We start from the raw sequence: 17,787 nt of genomic DNA on the forward strand, positions 1-17,787 counted from the left end.
TAAAGAGACTGCGTTAATCATGCCAAAAGCTGGCCGAGTTTGAGGTGCAAAGAACCGTCGCAGCGGTTTGTCGCGAGCACACGTATCCTAGTGGTCGTGGCTAATGAACATTTTGACGTTGTAGTACTCGGCGCTGGCCCTGGTGGTTACGTCGCCGCAATTCGCGCAGCCCAGCTAGGCAAAAAGGTTGCGGTTGTAGAGAAGCAGTATTGGGGCGGTGTGTGCCTGAACGTGGGCTGCATCCCGTCGAAGTCGTTGATCAAGAACGCTGAAGTGGCGCACATTTTCAACCACGAGGCGAAGACGTTCGGCATCAAGGGTGATGTGTCGTTCGAGTACGGTGACGCGCACAAGCGTTCCCGCAAGGTCTCGGAGAAGATCGTCGGCGGCGTCCACTACTTGATGAAGAAGAACAAGATCACGGAGATCAACGGTCTCGGTTCTTTCAAGGACGCGAAGACGCTGGAGATCACCGAGGGCGACGACAAGGGTAAGACTGTCACGTTCGACGATTGCATTATCGCGACCGGTTCTGTGGTGAAGACGCTGCCGGGCATTGAGCTGTCGGACAACGTCGTCTCCTACGAGGAGCAGATCCTCAACCCGGAGGCCCCGGAGAAGATGGTCATCGTCGGTGCGGGCGCGATCGGCATGGAGTTCGCGTACGTGCTGTCCAACTACGGTGTGGATGTCACGGTCGTGGAGTTCATGGACCGCGTTCTGCCGAACGAGGACAAGGACGTGTCTAAGGAGATCACCAAGGCGTACAAGAAGCTCGGCGTGAAGGTTCTCACGGGCCACGCGACGACGGCTGTGCGCGACAACGGCGATTCCGTTGAGGTGGACATCCAGAAGAAGGGTTCCGACGACACGGAGACGATCACGGTGGACCGCGTCATGGTGGCTGTTGGCTTCCAGCCGCGCACCGAGGGCTTCGGTTTGGAGAACACGGGCGTGGAGCTCACGGAGCGTGGCGCGATCGCGGTCGATGAGCGCATGCGCACCAACGTCGACGGCATTTACGCTATCGGTGATGTCACTGCGAAGCTGCAGCTCGCGCACGTCGCTGAGGCGCAGGGCATCGTTGCGGCCGAGACGATCGCGGACGCTGAGACGATGGAGCTCGGCGACTACCAGATGATGCCGCGCGCGACGTTCTGCAACCCGCAGGTCGCGTCCATGGGTTACACCGAGGAGCAGGCTCGCGAGAAGTTCGCGGACAAGGACATCAAGGTGGCTACCTTCCCGTTCTCCGCGAACGGTAAGGCGCTGGGTCTGGCGGAGTCCCAGGGCTTCGGCAAGCTGATCGTCGACGGTGAGTACGGCGAGATTCTCGGTGCTCACCTGGTCGGCGCGAATGTGTCCGAGCTTCTCCCGGAGATCAACCTGGCGCAGCGCTTCGATCTCACCGCCGGCGAGATCGCGCGCAACGTGCACATTCACCCGACGCTGTCGGAGGTGCTCAAGGAGATCGCCCACGGCGTCGAGGGCCACATGATCAACCTGTAGCGCTTTCGCTTATCGACGACTCGTGCCCCGAGCTTCCCAACTCGGGGCACTTTCGCGTGTCTGGCTGCTTGTGCGGCAGAAAGATGCACCCCTGCGGCAGTCCGGGTGTGGACGACCGCAGGGGTGCAGTGTGTAGGGGAGGGGGAGCTTAGCTAGCTCTTCTGCGTCGGGTTGTCGGTGCCGTCGAGAGCGGAAGCGAGAGCTGCGAGGGACTCTTCCATGGCAGCGTCGTCGAAGTTCTCGGACATCTTGCGCACTGCGTCGGACTCGATCTCGCTGCGGTCGTAGGTCAGGGTGACGGAGGTGCGGTCGTTGCCCTCGGAAGCGAGCTCGTAGAGCCACTTCGCGCCGACCTCGACATCGGCGGTGAGGTTCTTCAGGTTCTGCCAGCCGATGACCTTGTTCTCCTGGAACGCAAAGACCTCATTGCGGGTCTGGTAGTCGCCGTCCTCCTTGGTCATGTTCATGACGAAGATGTCGCCGACCTTCTCCAGCTTCGCGTCGGTGTCGGCGGAGACGACCATGCCGGAGTTGTCTGTCTCGGCGTGGCGGGACGGGTCGGAGAGAAGAGCGAAGATGTCGTTGGCGGATGCGTCGATAACACGGGTTGCGGAATTCGTATCAGTCATGGGGTCCACTGTAACGAAGTGTGGCAGATTGCGAGCGTGGGCAGATAAGGGTGAACTAACAAACCAAAGTTCGACACCCTTCGGGGTGGTGATTGTGCCGCGGGTCAGGTGAAGCGGGTGCAGGTGCGCTATTTCACATTCCGGGGAGGGGGTGGGCGTCGAAAAGCTGGTGCTGATGTGAACTGGGGTGTTGATGGCGCGTTGCTGCTTTGGTGCACCCGATGCCGCTTGTGCGCAGCTTGCGAGGGGGTGGACTCCTTCGTCGAGTAGTGAGGAACCTTCGGTTAACCGTAAAGTTGAATCGACACTGGAGGTGCCATGACTGTTCAACATGCAGATCGTGACGCAATTCGTCACGGCAAAATCACTGAGGAGCCGCTCCGCGAACGGCCCGGAGTGCCCACGTGGGCACTCAAACTCACAATGGCCGTCACCGGCCTGATTTTCTTCTTGTTCGTCATCGGCCACATGGTCGGTAACCTCAAGATCTTCATGCCCGACCACGGCAGGACCGCCGCTATCGACGAGTACGGCACGTTCCTGCGCGAGATGGGCCAGCCCCTTTTCCCCGGTAGCTCTCTGCTGTGGATTATCCGCATCGTTCTTCTTGCCTGCCTGGTGCTCCACATCTGGGGCGCATTCGCCCTGAAGGCCCGTTCGAGCAAGTCCCGCGGCAAGTTCCGCCGCACCAACCTGATGGGCGGCCTGCAGTCCACCGCTGCACGCTGGATGATCGTCACCGGCGTCATCCTGCTGCTGTTCATCATCTTCCACCTGCTCGACCTGACTATCGGTGAGGTCGTCGCGTCCGAGGCCTTCACCCACGGCGCAGTGAAGAACAACCTGCTGGCCACCTTCGACCCCGCGCGTTGGCCGGTGACGCTGTTCTACGTCATCGCGATGATCGCACTGTTCATGCACCTCACCCACGGTGTTTACCTAGCGGTCTCCGACTTGGGCTGGTTGGGTAAGCGCGGCAACGCCATCATGGTCGTGCTTGCGTACTGGATCCCGGCCATCGTGGTCATCGGCAACATTGTGATGCCTTTGGCGATCGCATTCGGAATGGTTTCTTAGGAACGGCTGGAGGAACGTCAATGACTACTGCACACAACGCGGGCAACGAGAAGCCGGAGAAGGCTCCCGCTAACGGCGTGGACGGCAAAGAAGCCCCGCGCTCCCAGACCGCTCCGAAGAGCGTCGACCAGAAGGCGAACGTGAAGCAGGCCACTCAGACCGCCGACAAAGCTAAGCCGATGAGTGACCAGGCAGCTAAGGACGGCGACAAGGACTTCACCAACCCGAAGTCCAAGGCCGCCGGTGTTGTTCCGGGCAACATCCTGGAGAACAACGAGCCCAAGGGCATCCCGATGCGTGACATGTGGACCTACCAGAAGGACCACATGGAGCTCGTCTCCCCGCTCAACCGCCGCAAGTTCACCGTCATCGTCGTCGGCACCGGCCTGTCTGGCGGTGCGGCTGCCGCGGCGCTGGGCGAGCTCGGCTACAACGTGAAGAACTTCACCTACCACGACGCTCCGCGCCGTGCGCACTCCATCGCTGCTCAGGGTGGCGTGAACTCCGCCCGCGGCAAGAAGATGGACAACGACGGCGCGTACCGCCACACCAAGGACACCGTCAAAGGCGGCGACTACCGCTGCCGCGAGTCCGACTGCTGGCGTCTGGCTGTCGAGTCGGTCCGCGTCATCGACCACATGAACGCAATCGGCGCCCCCTTCGCGCGCGAGTACGGCGGCGCACTGGCCACCCGTTCGTTCGGTGGTGTGCAGGTGTCCCGCACCTACTACACCCGTGGTCAAACAGGTCAGCAGCTCCAGCTGTCCACGGCATCGGCGCTCCAGCGTCAGATCCACCTGGGCAACGTGGAGATCTTCACCCACAATGACCTGGTCGACTTCATCATCACTGAGAAAGACGGCAAGAAGCGTTGCGAGGGCATTGTCACCCGCAACCTGATCACCGGTGAGCTGGTGCCGTTCACCGGCCACGCTGTGGTTCTGGCCACCGGCGGATACGGCAACGTGTACCACAAGACCACCCTGGCGAAGAACTCCAACGCCTCGGCCATCATGCGCGCCTACGAGCACGGCGCCTACCTGGCTTCCCCGGCGTTCGTGCAGTTCCACCCGACGGGTCTGCCGGTCAACGCCAAGTGGCAAGCGAAGACGACGCTGATGTCGGAGTCCCTGCGTAACGACGGTCGTGTGTGGGTCCCGAAGCAGCAGGGCGACGACCGAAATCCGGCGGACATTCCGGAGGAGGAGCGCGACTACTTCCTGGAGCGCCGCTACCCGGCCTTCGGTAACCTCGTCCCGCGTGACGTTGCTTCCCGCGCGATCTCTAAGGAGATCAACGCCGGCCGCGGCATCGGCCCGCTGAACAACGCTGCTTACCTGGACTTCTCCGATGCCATCGAGCGCTTGGGCAAGGACACCATCAAGGAGCGTTACTCCAACCTGTTCGAGATGTACGAGGACTCCATCGGTGAGGACCCGTACGAGGTGCCCATGCGCATCGCTCCGACCGTCCACTTCACCATGGGCGGCCTGTGGACCGACTTCAACGAGATGACGTCCATCGACGGCCTGTTCGCCGCCGGCGAGTGCTCGTGGACCTACCACGGCGCGAACCGCCTTGGCGCGAACTCGCTGCTGTCCGCGTCCGTGGACGGCTGGTTCACCCTCCCGTTCACCGTCCCGAACTTCCTCGCCGGCCACCTCAACGAAGAGGTCCTGAGCCTGGAATCCCCGGAGGTCGCAGCTGCCGTCAACCGCTCCCAGGAGCTGATCAACCGTCTGATGAACATCAACGGTGCCGATCCGCACGGTCCGGACTACTACCATGAGCAGCTCGGTGCGATTCTCTACGAATCCTGCGGTGTCTCCCGCAACGTCGAGCTGATGGAGAAGGGCCTGAAGAACGTCCGCGCCCTGCGCGAGGATTTCTGGGCCAACGTGAACATCCCGGGTGACGCGATGGACATGAACCAGACCCTGGAGAACGCGATCCGCGTCGCGGACTACATCAACCTGGGCGAGCTCATGATCATCGACGCTCTCGACCGCGACGAGTCCTGCGGTGCGCACTACCGCGAGGACCACCTCTCCGAGGACGGCGAGGCAGAGCGCGACGACGAGAACTGGTGCTTCGTCTCCGCATGGGAGCCGGCTGGCAAGGAGCAGTTCATCCGCCATGCTGAGCCCCTGTACTTCGATTCGATTCCGCTGATGACAAGGAACTACAAGTAATGAAACTGACACTTGAGATCTGGCGTCAGGCCGGACCCGACACCGAGGGCAACTTCGAGACCGTTCAGGTCGACGACGCTGTCGAGCAGATGTCGATCCTGGAGTTGCTGGACCACGTCAACAACGCCCGCGTCGAGGCAGGCGAGGAGCCGTTCTCCTTCGCCTCCGACTGCCGCGAGGGCATCTGCGGCACCTGCGGTGTCTCGGTCAACGGCCGCCCGCACGGCGCCGGCCAGAACACCACCGCCTGCCTGCAGCGCCTGTTCAACTACAAGGACGGCGACACTCTGCGCATCGAGCCGTTCCGCTCCGCAGCCTTCCCGGTGATCAAGGACCTCACCGTGGACCGCTCGGCGCTGGACCGCGTGATGCAGCAGGGCGGCTACGTCTCGCTCCAGGCGGGCACCGCTCCGGATGCCGACACCCTGCACGTCAACCACGAGACCGCCGAGAAGGCTCTGGACTTCGCTGCCTGCATCGGCTGCGGCGCCTGCGTCGCGGCGTGCCCGAACGGTGCCGCGCACCTGTTCACCGGTGCGAAGCTGAGCCACCTCAAGCTTTTGCCGCTGGGCAAGGAGGAGCGCGGCAAGCGCGCACGCCAGATGGTCGACGAGCTGGAGACCAACTTCGGCCACTGCACCCTCTACGGCGAGTGCGCGGATGTCTGCCCGGCGGGCATTCCGCTGGAGGCCGTCGGCGCGATCAACAAGGAGCGCGCACGCGCTGCCTTCCGCGGTAAGGACGACTAGGCACAGCCAAGCGCGCGCCACGGCGGGCCCGCCCCACAGCGGGTCCGCGGCGGTCGCCGCACAAGGTGGGCTAGCCGGGGTTGTGCCCGGCAAGACCTGCCTATAATGAGAGAAAACACTTCACGGGCACACCCGCACAAGGAAAGAGAGACAGTTCCATGAGTGGACATGCAGGACCCGCACCGGTTGCGGATATCTCGGTCGAGAGCTTCCCGGAGTACGGCGCGACCATCCAGGACGGCTACGTCGACGGCTACGACCCGGTGTCGTTGGCTGCCCCGCACTCCTCGCTGGTCAAGCACATCACCTGGGTCGGCATGGCGCTGATTCTCGCTTCCCTGGCGGGCTTTGGCACCCTCATCTACGGCGCAGCAACCACGATCTGGGGCCACGGCGCGAGTGAGGACATTTCCCAGACTGTCCTGATCGTGGGTGCGGTGCTCACCGCTGCGACGCTCATCGGCGGCTTCATCACCATCCGCGCCGGCCGCTCCGGCTACCGCCAGTACAGCAAGGCCACCGGCCGCCGTAACTAAGCTCCTCCTCTTAGGGGAGCCCGCAGAACCTCCTGCTTGCGCGCGCATGCGTGAGCGGGAGGTTCTTTTGCGCTTTAATCGTTGCATGGCTAAGCATGCGTTGGAGGAAGAGGAGCGCGAGGTGCAGATGAGTAATCGTCTCGCTGTTCCCGGTCCCTCGCCGGAGGTGGAGGCGGAGCGGCGGCGTTCGCTGCGGATTCACAAGACATGGGTGACGGGGCTACTCGTAGTAGCTGCGGTGGTCTACATCGCGTGTGAATGGTGGATCACACGCGGCTCGGCCCCGGGTTGGGTGCCGTACGTGCGCGCGGCGTCGGAAGCGGGCATGGTCGGCGGGCTGGCGGACTGGTTCGCGGTGACTGCCCTGTTCCGCTATCCGATGGGCATCCCGATTCCGCACACGGCGCTGGTGCCGAAGAAGAAGGACCAGATCGGTGGGGCGCTCAGCGAGTTCGTGGGGGAGAACTTCCTGAACGCGGAGCTGATCACGGAGAAAGTCACTGAGGCGAATCTCCCGGAACGCGCGGGAGCGTGGCTGTCGCAGCGGGAGAACGCGGAGAAGGTCTCGGAGCAGGTCGGCCGCTTCACGGGCAACGCCGTCGCGGCGGTCGACCCGAAGGATGCGGAGGCGCTGATCAACCACCAGGTACTCGACCGGCTTGCGGAGCCCGCGTGGGGGCCGCCTCTCGGCCGCATGCTCGACGGTCTCATCGCAGACGGCAAAGTGGAGCCGGTCGTCGAGGACATCATCGCGTGGGGGCGCGCGAAGGTGGGCACGATGGAGGAATCCGTGGTGACCATGATTGATGAGCGGATGCCTAGCTGGGCGCCGCGTTTCGCAAAAGAGCTGGTGGGGGAGCGCGTGTACCGAGAGCTCGAGGATTTCATGCGGGAGATCGACACGGACCCGAACCACGCCGCGCGCCAGGCGATCCGCCGCACTATCGGGCAATTCGCATCCGATCTGCAGTTCGACCCGGACATGATCACCCGCGTCGAGGAGCTCAAAGGGGACATCATGGGTTCCACGGCCGCGAAATCCGTTGCGGGAGAGCTGTGGGGCGCTGTTTCGCAGTCGCTTATCGACGCCTCCTTTGACCCCTCCTCCCCCCTCCGCCGCCGCGTGGCCGAACTGGCGCAGGAGTGGGGCGGCCGCATCGTTGAGGAGCCCGAGCTGCGTGCGTCCCTGGACCGGCGGATCGAAGGCACGGCTCGGTTCATCGCCGACAACTACGCTTCCGACATCACGGCCATCATCTCCGACACCATCGAGCGTTGGGACGGCCGCGAAGCAGCCGACAAGATCGAGCTCATGGTGGGCAAGGACTTGCAGTACATCCGCGTGAACGGAACGATTGTCGGTGCGCTGGCGGGCCTGGTTATTTACACTGTGACGCAGATACTGTTTTAGCTTCCTGTTCCCGTTAACCTGCGCCTTTAGAGGAGACCCCATGACCGACCGCACCGGCAACGCTTCCAAACCGAATTATTCCGCGAACAACAACGGTGAGGAGAGCATCCTCAACACGCTGAAGGGTGCTGGTGAGGCATCTTTGAACGCATGGTCCCGCTTGGGGGATCTGGCCGGCGAGTTCGGCCGCAACTTCCGCGCTGACCGCGATGCCGACATTTCCGGTGGTGCTCACGCCGCCCACACCGAGGACTTGACCGACGACCACGCTGGTTTCGGTGACCAGTTCAAGGCTGCGATCGCTAATGCCCGCCAGGCATACGAGGGCGCGGAGAATGACCGTGATTTCCGGGCGGCCACCGCCTCCCTGGCCGGCGACGCCGAGTCCATCTTCCGCGACTTCGCGGGCAGCGTCACCCGCGCCGCCGACACCGCCCGCGAGTCCGATGAAGCAGACAAGATGAAGTCCGCTTTCCGCGATGCCGCCGACGAGGTCCGCGAGTCCTTCAACGTCGCCGTGAACCAGATGCGAAACCGCGGCGGCGAAGCTGGCGCGGAAGACACCGCCAACAACACCGCCAGCGGCACCAGCTCTGCCGAGGACACCATCGCCGACATGCGCTCGCGTCTGGACGACATGATCAACCGCCTCGGCTCCGTCTTCTCCTCCGACGAGCCTGCACCCACGGACACTTCCGCTGGGCGTGGTACCGCCTCCGATATCATCGACGGCGAGGTGGTCGAGGACAACGGCCAGTCCAACCCCGACCCGAAGAATTCCTAGACCGCGATTCACACCTTGAAAGCAGGCCCGATTACCCGATGACGCTGACGCAGTTGCCCGAACTCTCCCTGCAGAACTGGATCGTGCTTGCCCCGACAATGCTCCGCGTGCTCCTGATGGCGGTCGTGGGTATCGCGGGAATCGTCGGCGCGGTCATGGCGGGGCTCACCCGCCCCGATGCTTTCGAAGCAGGGGATCGAATGCCCAAATGGGCGTGGGTGGGCATTCTCCTAGGCAGCGGCATCGCGTGCCTCAGCGGTTTCCCGTTCCTCGGGCTGATCGGATGCATCTTCGTCGGGCTCTACTTCTTCGACGTTCGCCCGCACCTGAACAACATCATCCGCGGCAACTACGGCTGGTAGTCGAGGAAGAGTGGACGAGAGAAGCGACCTTGCCTGGCTTGCCGGCCGGGTGGGCAGAGCCGACTACGTGCTGTCCGGCGGTACTCCCAGCGCCACCGACAGTGAGGTGGCGCAGCTCGTGAAGATCGCTGGCGCGGGAATTGTGTGCGAACCCACCCACGTCGCGCAGACTAAACGAGTGTCCGATAAGGCAGGGTCCGCTGCGCACGTCATTGCGCTGATCGGGTGGCCGACGGGCCGGCACCACAGCCTGATCAAAGCGGCGGAAGCACGCTTGGCTGTCGAGGACGGCGCCGACGAAGTGTGGATCGCGGTCGACGTAGACGATGCCTCCAACGATGTGAACGCGGTTCTCGCGGACGTCATCGCGGTAAGCCAGATCGTGGATGAACCGACACGATTCGGGGTGACCATCCCGTCATCCATCGGGAAGAAAGCACTTCAGGAGCTGGCAGACGCGGTGGGGAAAGTGGGGGTGGATGTGGTTGCGGTGGGCGTCGATAAGCCGGGCATTGCCGAGCTCCCCGCCGTGACGTGCGATCTGGCGGTGCACGGCGCTGTCGACTCTCTGGACGCGGCTGCGGACGCGCTGTTGGCGGGCGCGGGCCGGGTCTTTCCCGCGCGGGGCTAGACCGGCAGCTCGTTCAGGTGCACCTGCTCACCTGAAACTGTGATGCGGAACCCGTTGTCCACGACCTGGAACTCCTGAATCCGCAGCGGCCCCACAATGTCTTCGTTCAGGCCTTTTTGGAGAGCGTTACTTACGGCTTCCGAGAAGAAGTCGGGCAGGTTACGGCCCAGAATCTGGGTGGATTCGGCACTGAACGCCATCTGCCCGTCATCGACGTGCGGGCGCAACTCCACGCCGAACGCACCGTTGGAGAACGTCACATTGAACGTGCCGTCGGCCGGGTTCGTGCGTACATCGGAGACGGTGAGGATCTCGTCGTATTCGGCGAAGCGTCCGTCCTGGGACTCGTCGAGCGAGCGACGCAGCTCCTGCTGGAGCATGTCGCGCACCAGCGCCTGGGGTAGCTCGGTGTGGACGACGAGCGAGTCGGCGCTGGGATCGTTCTGGTCGAGAACGAAACCCGTCGCGTTGATGGTGGCAGGCGGGTTGCCCACGATCTCGTCGCTGTCTGGAACGAGGGTGGACGGGACATCGATATCGATGTGCTGCAGTTTCCCGCGCGCAAGTCCAAGCAAGACCGGAGAGGCTCCGAAGTGGACTGACGCGTCCTCACGCATGTCCGCGGTTTCGGGAGCGGAGTCGCGGATGCCGGACCGGATCTGCTGCGCGATGAAACCGCGGATGCCGATCTCCGCGAGGAACAGCAGAATGAGAAGTCCAGCAAGAATGCCCAGAGCGATTTTCCAGCCCCGGCCTGAAGAAGTGCGGGTCATAGATGCCTATTGTGCGTGACGTCACTGATGTTTGACAACCGCGTGATCTGCTCTGGGCGGGGTAAATCAGCTGGATGGGGCCACTGCGGACCAATCCACAGTCAATGTGTTGTCCCGTATGCGGCGGCGCACAGGTTCAAGCGGCCAGCCGGCGTCACGGAGGAGCTGGTGGGCCTGGCGCCAACGGACGCGCGGGCCATGGGGTGCCCAGCCGGCGGAGTGCTCCCACGCGGCATCGGCGGCGGTGAGGAGGTCGTGGATGGGCTCCCCGGGCACGTTGCGGTGGATGAGTGCTTTGGGCAGGCGTTCGGCCACGTCACTGGGGCGCTCCACGTCGTCGGGGGCCCAGGCGAGGGTGAGGGAGCGTGGGCGCGCGGTGGCGTCGATAAGCAGCCATGCGGCGCGGCGCCCTAATTCGTCGCAGGTGCCCTCGATAAAGAGCCCTCCGGGCGCGAGCCGCGAGGTGACTGTCTCCCACGCGGCGGGGACTTCATCCACGTCGTACTGGCGCAGGACATTGAATGCGCGCACGAGGTGGGGGTGGTGGCCGGCGAGCTCGAAGCCGCCGAGTTCGAACGTCACGCCGTCGCGGGGCGGCAGGACACGGTCGGGGTGGATCTCAAGGCCGACCACCCGGGTGGCAGGGTTGATCTGTCTCAACCAGCGGGCCCATTCAACGGTGGTGGTGTGGGACGCGCCGTAACCGAGGTCGATGGCCAGTGGTTCCGGGGTGCCTGAAAGTAGGGACTGCACGTCGGGGTTGTAGCGTGTCCAGCGGTCGGAGCGCCGCAGGCGGTTAAACCCGGTGGTGCCGCGGGTAATAACGCCGTAAGGCCGACCATTCCCGCCCTGCGAGCGCAGGTTGTGGGCATGATCGGCCATCGTGAGAACTGCCTGGGTTTACAGGTTTTCAGTGATCCACTTCTCGGTGAGCTCGCCTTCCTGATTGAACAGGTCCTCGAGCGCTTCAGCGACCTTCGGCTCGATGGCCGGACCCATGAACGGGATGTTCACCGAGGTCTCAGTCTCGTAGTTGAGCTTGGTGGTCTCGCCTTCGCCGGCGAGCTTGATGGAGCCGCCGAAGTCCACCGGGGTGCCCTTCACGTCTGCCGTGAACGAGATGTCCGCGTTCTCGCCCTCGAGTGCGCCGATGTTGATCACGCGCTTGACCTTCAGCGCCTGGGAGACCATGGCGCGCACAGCCTCAGGCAGGAGGGTCTGCGGGAGTACCTCGTAGAGGGTGACGGAGTTGTCGGTGAACTCGTTGACCTCGCCCGGCTCGGGGGAGAGGTGCTGGGCGATGTAATCCCAGTATTCGCGGGTGGAGTACGCCTTGTGCACCTTCTCAGCGGGCTGGTTGATGGTCACAGTGTTGTCGCTATGAGTAGCCATGCCACACAGACTACCTTTGTTGTCGTGGCTGAAACATCTGCGACTCATTTGGATTTGGAGCCTTTGGACGGCGTGCGTTTGAAGGATTTGACCACGTTGCGCGTGGGAGGGGCGCCGCGTGCCGCGTGGCGCGCGCGGACAGCGGAGGAACTCGCGCACGCAGTGTCGCTTCTCGACGCCGCAGGTGACCCCCTGCTCATCCTCGGCGGCGGATCGAACCTCGTGGTGGCCGACGGTGACTTGGACCTGACGGTCGTGGTGGCGGGCAACGACGACATCGAGGTGCGTGCCGACGGTCTGGTGCGTGCTGGTGCAGGCGCAGTGTGGGACGACGTGGTCGCGGCTGCTGTGGACGCGGGTCTATCAGGGATTGAGACCCTGTCAGGCATTCCGGGGTCGGCGGGTGCGACGCCGGTGCAGAATGTCGGTGCGTACGGTGCCGAAGTCGGCGACGTGCTCACACGGGTGCGCCTCTACAACCGCGAGACCGGTGTTGTCGAATGGGTTCCCGCCAATGACTTGGACCTGGCGTACCGCTACTCCAACCTGAAATTCACCGGCCGAGCAGCCGTGCTGGAAATCGAGCTGCAGCTGGAGCCGTCGGAGTTGTCGATCCCGCTGCGCCACCTGGGTGGTAAGCAACTGCCGCTGAAGGAGGCGCGCGAGGAAATCCTGCGCGTGCGCGCCGCCAAGGGCATGGTGCTGGACGCGGACGACCACGACACGTGGTCCGCAGGATCGTTCTTCACCAACCCAGTGGTGGGGCCGGAGCAAGCCGACGTCATTGCGCGTGCCGCGGAAGCTGAACGGCCCGGAGACGGTGATGCGATGCCCCGGTACCCGCAGCCGGACGGCCGAGTGAAACTGTCGGCGGCGTGGCTCATCGAACGCGCCGGGTTCCACCGCGGTTTCCCGGACGACAAAGCCCCCGCCCGGTTGTCCACCAAGCACACTCTGGCGCTGACGAACAGGGGAGGGGCGGGGGCAGGTGACGTCGTCAAGCTGGCGCGCACTGTGCGTGACGGTGTGCGCGAGCGCTTCGGCGTGGAGCTCGTGCCCGAACCTGTGTGGATCGGGCTCTCACTGGACTAGCTTTAGTTGTCTTCGTCGAGGCGGTGACGGCCGGCATCGTCGCCGCTCTCAGCTTCTGCTTCAGGCGCCGCACCTTCCGGAGCCTTCTTCAGGGACCAGCCGTTCTCCTGCTCGCCCTTTTGCACCTGCTCTTCAGACGGCTCCTCCGGGGTGCCCTCGGAGTTCTCACCGTCGGCAGCGGTGCCGGCGTTGAGGCGGTCGATGAGGGACTGCTGGACCTCGCGGCGGCGGATCTTGCCCGTCATGTCGCGGTTGAGCTCCTCGAAGTGGTAGAAGGTGCGCGGCACCTTGTACGGGGTGAGGCGCTCGCGGGCGTAATCCTGCAGGCCCTGCGGATCCAGCGCGGCACCTTCCTCGAGGGTGACACACGCAACGACATCCTCCGAGCCATCCTCGCGCGGGCGACCCACAACGGCGATGTCGGCGATGTCGCGGTGCGCGCGCATCACGTTCTCCACCTCATCCGGGTAGACGTTGAAGCCGCCGGTGATGATCATCTCCTTGATACGGGAGACCAAGCGGATCCAGCCGTCCTCTTCCATGACACCCATGTCGCCGGTGCGGAAGTAGCCGTCCACAAAGGCCTTCTCGTTGGCTTCGGGCTTGTTCAGGTAGCCCTTCATCACCTGCGGGCCCTTGACCAGGAGCTCGCCCGGCTCACCGTCGGGCATCAGCTCGGTCGGGTTGTCCGGGTCGACGATGCGCACCAGCGTGTTCGGGAACGGCACGCCCACGTACCCCGGACGGCGGGTACCGTTCATCGGGTTCGCGGTGACGATCGGAGCGGTTTCAGTGAGGCCGTAACCTTCGACGAGCTTGCCGCCGGTGACTTTTTCCCACGCCTCGACCGTGGACACCGGCAGAGTGGACGCACCAGAGAAGGAGTTGCGGATCGAGGTGAGCTTCTGCCCCTTCTCCTCGGCGGAGGCGGCGATGCGCTGGTACAGGGTGGGCACACCGGGAACGAATGTCGGCGGGTTGCGCTTCAGCGCGTCCTGGATCAAATCCGGCTCCGGAGCCGGCAGCAGGGTGATCTCTGCGCCGACCAACAGGCCCAGGCCCAGGTTGAGCGCAAGGCCGTAGACGTGGAACAGCGGCAGCACCGCCAGGACCTTCTCTTCCTCTTTGCCCAGGTCCTTCATCCAGGTCTTGCCGGCCTTCATCTGGTGGTTGAAGTTGCCGTGGGTGATCTGGGCACCCTTCGGCTCACCGGTGGTGCCGGAGGTGTAGAGGATGACGGCGGTGGTGTCCTGGTCGATGTCCGGGTTCTCCAGGTTGTGGCCTTCACCGCCGATTGCCGCGGAGAGGAGGGTTTCGAAGGGGATGGTGTCCGGAGCCGGGCCAGACAGCTTCTTGCGGGATTCGCGCAGCTTCTTCAACGGCACGTATTTCAGGGCCAGTTCCATGTACTTCGGCATGGCCTTGGTCATGTCCACTGAGACGATGGTCTCGAGCGGGGTGTCGTTGCGCAGCGACGCCAGGTTCTCGACGGACTTGTCCCACATGATTGCCACGCGGGCGCCGTGGTCATTGAACTGGCCGCGCAGTTCGTGTGCGGTGTACAGGGGGTTGTGCGCCACGACCGAAGCGCCGAGGCGCAGTACCGCCAGGAAGGAGATGACGAACTGGGGGCAGTTCGGCATGACCAGAGCGACGCGGTCGCCGGGGCGGACACCGAACGCCTTCAGGCCGGCGGCGCAGCTGCGGACCTGCTTGTCCAGTTCGGAGTAGGTGGTGGCGCGGCCGAAGAACCACATGGCGTTCTTGTAGGACCGCTTGGACAGGGTCTCTTCGTACAGGTCCAGAAGAGTGTCGTCGCCGAGATCGACCTCCGGCGGGGTCCACTCTGCGTAGCTCGACAGCCAGGCTTTTTCTTCGAATGCCGACATTGTTTCTGCCCTCCGTGTAGGTGTCTCGTCAATTGGTCGTTCGGCGCTTAGTAAATTCCCGATTGATTTACTCCGACAAAGTATATAAGTGATTTCAGTAGCTTGTCAGATAATTTATGATCTTGGTCACGAAAAGGGGGTGGGGTGGGCATTCGCTTCTCGGTGCCCCCGTTGCGCACTGAAGTAGACATTCCAACCCCCACACGCACGGCTCTGCGACGTAGTGTCGCGGACGAACGACACTCATCAGCGAGATGCTTCGGGGGAAAGCACGTGACTGACATGCGAACCGAAATGCAGTACCGCAGGTACGCGAACACCGGCTTGGGGGAGTGGGTTCCCGAAATGGGGGTGGGGCTCCACCGCACACCGGACGGGCCGTCGCCGGAGACAGAGCACGAGCCAATGCTCGCCGCGCCTGCGGAGCCGGACAACCCGGAGGGGCATGTGCAGGCCCCGTCCCGGATGCGGCACGATCCGCAGCCTGGGCAACCTCAACCGCAGGTGCTCGACCACGTGGATATAGCGAGGCCGGTGAAAGCACCGCCGCGGCAGGGGTGGCGCAAGCTCGTGCACGGAGCGACGGGAGGGAAAATCAACCCGGGACAGTCGCGCCGGGAGGAGCAGCGGGCGCGGGTGACTGACGCGATCCGCACACCACTGCGCGGGGACTACCGCATCGCGGTCATGTCGTTGAAAGGCGGTGTGGGAAAGACCACGACCACGGTGGGGCTGGGTTCGGTGCTGGCGCAAACACGCGGTGACCGGGTGATCGCCATCGACGCGAACCCGGACTTTGGCACCCTCGCCCAGCGAGTGGCGGAGCCGGGGCCGGCGACGATCCGGGACCTTCTCGCTGCTGATGACACGACCCGGTACGCGCAGATAAAGGCGTACACCACTCAGGGGGCGTCCCGGTTGGAGGTGATCGGCAGCGAGCGTGACCCGGCGGTCTCAGAAGCATTCAGCGAGGCGGATTACCGCCGCGCAGTAGATATCCTGCAGCACCACTACAACCTGATCTTGACAGATTGCGGCACCGGACTGATGCATTCGGCGATGGCGGGTGTGCTGGATCTGGCCAACACACTCGTCTTGGTCAGTTCGCCCGCATTGGACGGGGCGCAGTCAGCGTCGGCGACGCTGGATTGGTTGGAGCTGCACGGCTACGGGCGGCTGGCGTCGAACGCCGTGGTGGTGATCTCCGCTCCGCCGTCGCCGAAAGCGGCGGTGGACATGGATTCCCTGATTGCTCATTTCGCTGCCCGGACTCGCGCTGTCCACGTGGTGCCGTACGATCCGCACCTCGCCGAAGGGGCCGTAGTGGATTTGGATCGGATGCGGCCTAATACACTGCGCGCTTACCGGAATCTAGCGGCGACAATCGCCGTCGATTTCGGGGAATGGCACAGGCACGCACGGTAATCCCGCAGGTCCCGCTTGGTACATCATCGCGGTGGTTCACGGCACTTCTACACTTGATCGCATGCGCGTCGCGATGATCTCCATGCACACCTCTCCGCTCGAGCAGCCGGGTTCCGGTGATGCGGGCGGAATGAATGTCTATGTGCTGAACCTGGCCCGTGAGCTCGCTGCGGCGGGGGTGGAGGTGGACGTGTTCACGCGGGCGACTCGGCCGAGCCAAGGTGAAGTCGTCGAGGTTTGCGGCGGGTTGCGCGTGGTGAACATCGTGGCCGGGCCGTACGAAGGTCTGGCTAAGGAGGAGCTGCCGACGCAGCTGGCGGCGTTCGCCGGGGGCATTGTGCAGTTCACGCGGCAGGAAGGGCGCGATTACGACCTCATTCATTCCCACTACTGGCTTTCCGGCCAGGTCGGATGGCTTCTGCGCGATCTCGCTCGGGTCCCACTGATCCATACCGGCCACACGTGGGCGGCGGTGAAGAATGCAGCGCAGAAGCACGCGGGGGGCGATTCTCCGGAGACGGAGGCGCGGAGGATCTGCGAGCAGCAGCTGGTGGACAACGCAGATGTGCTGGTGGTCAACACGGAGGATGAAATTGACCAGTTGAGCCGGCACTACGATGTGGATCCCTCCCGCATCCGCGTGGTCACCCCGGGAGCGGATACGCGTTTGTTCACCCCGGGCACGAACCGGAATACCGAGCTTGCGCGGCGGCACCTGGGCATTCCGCTGGATAGTCAGGTCGTCGCGTTTGTTGGCCGGTTGCAGGAATTCAAGGGGCCGCAGGTGTTGCTTCGGGCGGTCGCAGAGATCGTGGAGAGGGATCCGGGGAGGAACTTGCGGGTGATTGTGTGCGGAGGGGCGTCGGGAAGCGATGCCTCGGTGGATTATTACCGCGCGCTCGCGCACAAGCTGGGGTTGAGCCGCACGGTGAGGTTCCTGGGCCCCCGCCCGCCGGAGGAGCTGGTGGCCATCTACCAGGCGGCGGATCTTGTCGCAGTGCCGAGCTACAACGAGTCTTTCGGCCTTGTCGCGGTGGAAGCGCAAGCCACGGGAACACCAGTGGTGGCAGCGCGCGTGGGCGGACTGCCGCTCGCGGTCGCGGACGGGGAGACAGGGGTGCTCGTCGACGGGCATGATGCGGGACCGTGGGCCGACGCGATCGCGAGCCTGCTTGACGACGATGCCCGGCGCCTCACCATGGCCGAAGCCGCCGTCGCCCGCGCCGCTCACTTCAGTTGGTCGGAATCGGCTTCGTGCTTGGCGCAGGTGTACGAACAGACTCGCTCAGCGTTTGAACCGGGGACGCAGCGCCGCCACGCGACCGGCAGCTAGCGG

Annotated in this window: 17 protein-coding genes; 12 read left to right on the forward strand and 5 right to left on the reverse strand. The window is 64.0% G+C overall.

All coding sequences use genetic code 11. From position 1 onward, the window contains the following. Positions 1 to 96 precede the first annotated feature (96 nt). Entirely contained in the window at positions 97 to 1,509 is a 1,413-nt protein-coding gene (gene lpdA / locus CZ338_RS04210) for a dihydrolipoyl dehydrogenase (RefSeq protein WP_204211843.1), read from the forward strand. Positions 1,510 to 1,661: 152 nt separating this feature from the next. Here the strand turns inward: lpdA and CZ338_RS04215 are convergent, their stop codons facing one another. Then, positions 1,662 to 2,138, reverse strand: a complete 477-nt coding sequence (locus CZ338_RS04215; protein WP_087117043.1) for an SRPBCC domain-containing protein — start codon at positions 2,136 to 2,138, stop codon at positions 1,662 to 1,664. A gap of 318 nt (positions 2,139 to 2,456) precedes the next feature. Between CZ338_RS04215 and CZ338_RS04220 the strand changes: the two genes are divergently transcribed. The 8 genes from CZ338_RS04220 to CZ338_RS04255 all read left to right on the forward strand — a co-directional run bounded on the left by CZ338_RS04220 (position 2,457) and on the right by CZ338_RS04255 (position 9,880). Beyond that, positions 2,457 to 3,215 carry a succinate dehydrogenase cytochrome b subunit gene (locus tag CZ338_RS04220; protein WP_087117044.1) on the forward strand — a complete coding sequence of 253 codons (759 nt, stop codon included), beginning with the start codon at positions 2,457 to 2,459 and terminating at the stop codon, positions 3,213 to 3,215. Positions 3,216 to 3,394: 179 nt separating this feature from the next. Next, positions 3,395 to 5,407 (forward strand): fumarate reductase/succinate dehydrogenase flavoprotein subunit, encoded by a 2,013-nt coding sequence (locus tag CZ338_RS04225; protein WP_087117287.1) that lies wholly within the window; start codon positions 3,395 to 3,397, stop codon positions 5,405 to 5,407. Continuing rightward, entirely contained in the window at positions 5,407 to 6,156 is a 750-nt protein-coding gene (locus CZ338_RS04230; RefSeq protein WP_087117045.1) for a succinate dehydrogenase/fumarate reductase iron-sulfur subunit, read from the forward strand. Before CZ338_RS04225 ends, CZ338_RS04230 begins: the two co-directional genes overlap by 1 nt. Before the next feature lie 158 nt (positions 6,157 to 6,314). Next, entirely contained in the window at positions 6,315 to 6,692 is a 378-nt protein-coding gene (locus CZ338_RS04235; protein ID WP_087117046.1) for a hypothetical protein, read from the forward strand. An 85-nt stretch (positions 6,693 to 6,777) separates the two neighbouring features. Then, a complete protein-coding gene (locus tag CZ338_RS04240; RefSeq protein ID WP_087117047.1) occupies positions 6,778 to 8,103 on the forward strand; it encodes a DUF445 domain-containing protein in 1,326 nt (441 codons plus the stop codon). Between the two features lie 40 nt (positions 8,104 to 8,143). Next, positions 8,144 to 8,887: a CGLAU_01105 family protein gene (locus CZ338_RS04245; protein ID WP_087117048.1), complete on the forward strand. Its 744-nt coding sequence runs from the start codon at positions 8,144 to 8,146 to the stop codon at positions 8,885 to 8,887. Positions 8,888 to 8,985: 98 nt separating this feature from the next. Beyond that, entirely contained in the window at positions 8,986 to 9,249 is a 264-nt protein-coding gene (locus tag CZ338_RS04250; protein WP_235839461.1) for a DUF2516 family protein, read from the forward strand. A gap of 10 nt (positions 9,250 to 9,259) precedes the next feature. Further along, on the forward strand, positions 9,260 to 9,880 hold the full coding sequence (locus CZ338_RS04255) for a hypothetical protein (RefSeq protein ID WP_087117050.1): 621 nt from the start codon (positions 9,260 to 9,262) through the stop codon (positions 9,878 to 9,880). Here CZ338_RS04255 and CZ338_RS04260 read toward each other — a convergent pair. The 3 genes from CZ338_RS04260 to CZ338_RS04270 all read right to left on the reverse strand — a co-directional run bounded on the left by CZ338_RS04260 (position 9,877) and on the right by CZ338_RS04270 (position 12,045). After that, positions 9,877 to 10,653 carry an LmeA family phospholipid-binding protein gene (locus tag CZ338_RS04260; RefSeq protein ID WP_087117051.1) on the reverse strand — a complete coding sequence of 259 codons (777 nt, stop codon included), beginning with the start codon at positions 10,651 to 10,653 and terminating at the stop codon, positions 9,877 to 9,879. The two genes, CZ338_RS04255 and CZ338_RS04260, sit on opposite strands and share 4 nt — an antisense overlap. Before the next feature lie 66 nt (positions 10,654 to 10,719). Further along, complete coding sequence (locus CZ338_RS04265; RefSeq protein ID WP_087117052.1) at positions 10,720 to 11,535, reverse strand: SAM-dependent methyltransferase; 816 nt, start codon at positions 11,533 to 11,535, stop codon at positions 10,720 to 10,722. An 18-nt stretch (positions 11,536 to 11,553) separates the two neighbouring features. Further along, the gene (locus CZ338_RS04270; protein WP_087117053.1) at positions 11,554 to 12,045 is read right to left on the reverse strand and encodes a DUF2505 domain-containing protein; all 492 of its coding nucleotides are present in this window, start codon (positions 12,043 to 12,045) and stop codon (positions 11,554 to 11,556) included. Between CZ338_RS04270 and CZ338_RS04275 the strand changes: the two genes are divergently transcribed. Beyond that, positions 12,034 to 13,137, forward strand: a complete 1,104-nt coding sequence (locus tag CZ338_RS04275; RefSeq protein ID WP_087117054.1) for a UDP-N-acetylmuramate dehydrogenase — start codon at positions 12,034 to 12,036, stop codon at positions 13,135 to 13,137. The genes CZ338_RS04270 and CZ338_RS04275 overlap by 12 nt on opposite strands. Before the next feature lie 2 nt (positions 13,138 to 13,139). Here CZ338_RS04275 and CZ338_RS04280 read toward each other — a convergent pair whose 3' ends face one another. Continuing rightward, a complete protein-coding gene (locus CZ338_RS04280) occupies positions 13,140 to 15,026 on the reverse strand; it encodes a long-chain-fatty-acid--CoA ligase (protein ID WP_087117055.1) in 1,887 nt (628 codons plus the stop codon). Positions 15,027 to 15,308: 282 nt separating this feature from the next. On the opposite strand from CZ338_RS04280, the gene CZ338_RS04285 reads away from it, so the two are divergent. Continuing rightward, the gene (locus CZ338_RS04285) at positions 15,309 to 16,451 is read left to right on the forward strand and encodes a MinD/ParA family ATP-binding protein (protein WP_407919361.1); all 1,143 of its coding nucleotides are present in this window, start codon (positions 15,309 to 15,311) and stop codon (positions 16,449 to 16,451) included. Positions 16,452 to 16,512: 61 nt separating this feature from the next. Further along, a complete protein-coding gene (mshA, locus tag CZ338_RS04290) occupies positions 16,513 to 17,784 on the forward strand; it encodes a D-inositol-3-phosphate glycosyltransferase (protein WP_087117056.1) in 1,272 nt (423 codons plus the stop codon). The last annotated feature ends 3 nt before the right edge of the window (positions 17,785 to 17,787 follow it).

Source organism: Corynebacterium urinipleomorphum, from assembly GCF_900155535.1.
Lineage (GTDB): Bacteria > Actinomycetota > Actinomycetes > Mycobacteriales > Mycobacteriaceae > Corynebacterium > Corynebacterium urinipleomorphum.

Excerpts from the sequence above, each read along its gene's own strand:
- CZ338_RS04215 (WP_087117043.1), bottom strand. The coding sequence starts at position 2,138 with ATGACTGATACGAATTCCGCAACCCGTGTTATCGACGCATCCGCCAAC.
- CZ338_RS04220 (WP_087117044.1), top strand. The coding sequence starts at position 2,457 with ATGACTGTTCAACATGCAGATCGTGACGCAATTCGTCACGGCAAAATC.
- CZ338_RS04225 (WP_087117287.1), top strand. The coding sequence starts at position 3,395 with ATGAGTGACCAGGCAGCTAAGGACGGCGACAAGGACTTCACCAACCCG.
- CZ338_RS04230 (WP_087117045.1), top strand. The coding sequence starts at position 5,407 with ATGAAACTGACACTTGAGATCTGGCGTCAGGCCGGACCCGACACCGAG.
- CZ338_RS04235 (WP_087117046.1), top strand. The coding sequence starts at position 6,315 with ATGAGTGGACATGCAGGACCCGCACCGGTTGCGGATATCTCGGTCGAG.
- CZ338_RS04240 (WP_087117047.1), top strand. The coding sequence starts at position 6,778 with ATGGCTAAGCATGCGTTGGAGGAAGAGGAGCGCGAGGTGCAGATGAGT.
- CZ338_RS04245 (WP_087117048.1), top strand. The coding sequence starts at position 8,144 with ATGACCGACCGCACCGGCAACGCTTCCAAACCGAATTATTCCGCGAAC.
- CZ338_RS04250 (WP_235839461.1), top strand. The coding sequence starts at position 8,986 with ATGCTCCGCGTGCTCCTGATGGCGGTCGTGGGTATCGCGGGAATCGTC.
- CZ338_RS04260 (WP_087117051.1), bottom strand. The coding sequence starts at position 10,653 with ATGACCCGCACTTCTTCAGGCCGGGGCTGGAAAATCGCTCTGGGCATT.
- CZ338_RS04265 (WP_087117052.1), bottom strand. The coding sequence starts at position 11,535 with ATGGCCGATCATGCCCACAACCTGCGCTCGCAGGGCGGGAATGGTCGG.
- CZ338_RS04275 (WP_087117054.1), top strand. The coding sequence starts at position 12,034 with ATGAGTAGCCATGCCACACAGACTACCTTTGTTGTCGTGGCTGAAACA.
- CZ338_RS04270 (WP_087117053.1), bottom strand. The coding sequence starts at position 12,045 with ATGGCTACTCATAGCGACAACACTGTGACCATCAACCAGCCCGCTGAG.
- CZ338_RS04280 (WP_087117055.1), bottom strand. The coding sequence starts at position 15,026 with ATGTCGGCATTCGAAGAAAAAGCCTGGCTGTCGAGCTACGCAGAGTGG.
- CZ338_RS04285 (WP_407919361.1), top strand. The coding sequence starts at position 15,309 with ATGCGAACCGAAATGCAGTACCGCAGGTACGCGAACACCGGCTTGGGG.
- mshA (WP_087117056.1), top strand. The coding sequence starts at position 16,513 with ATGCGCGTCGCGATGATCTCCATGCACACCTCTCCGCTCGAGCAGCCG.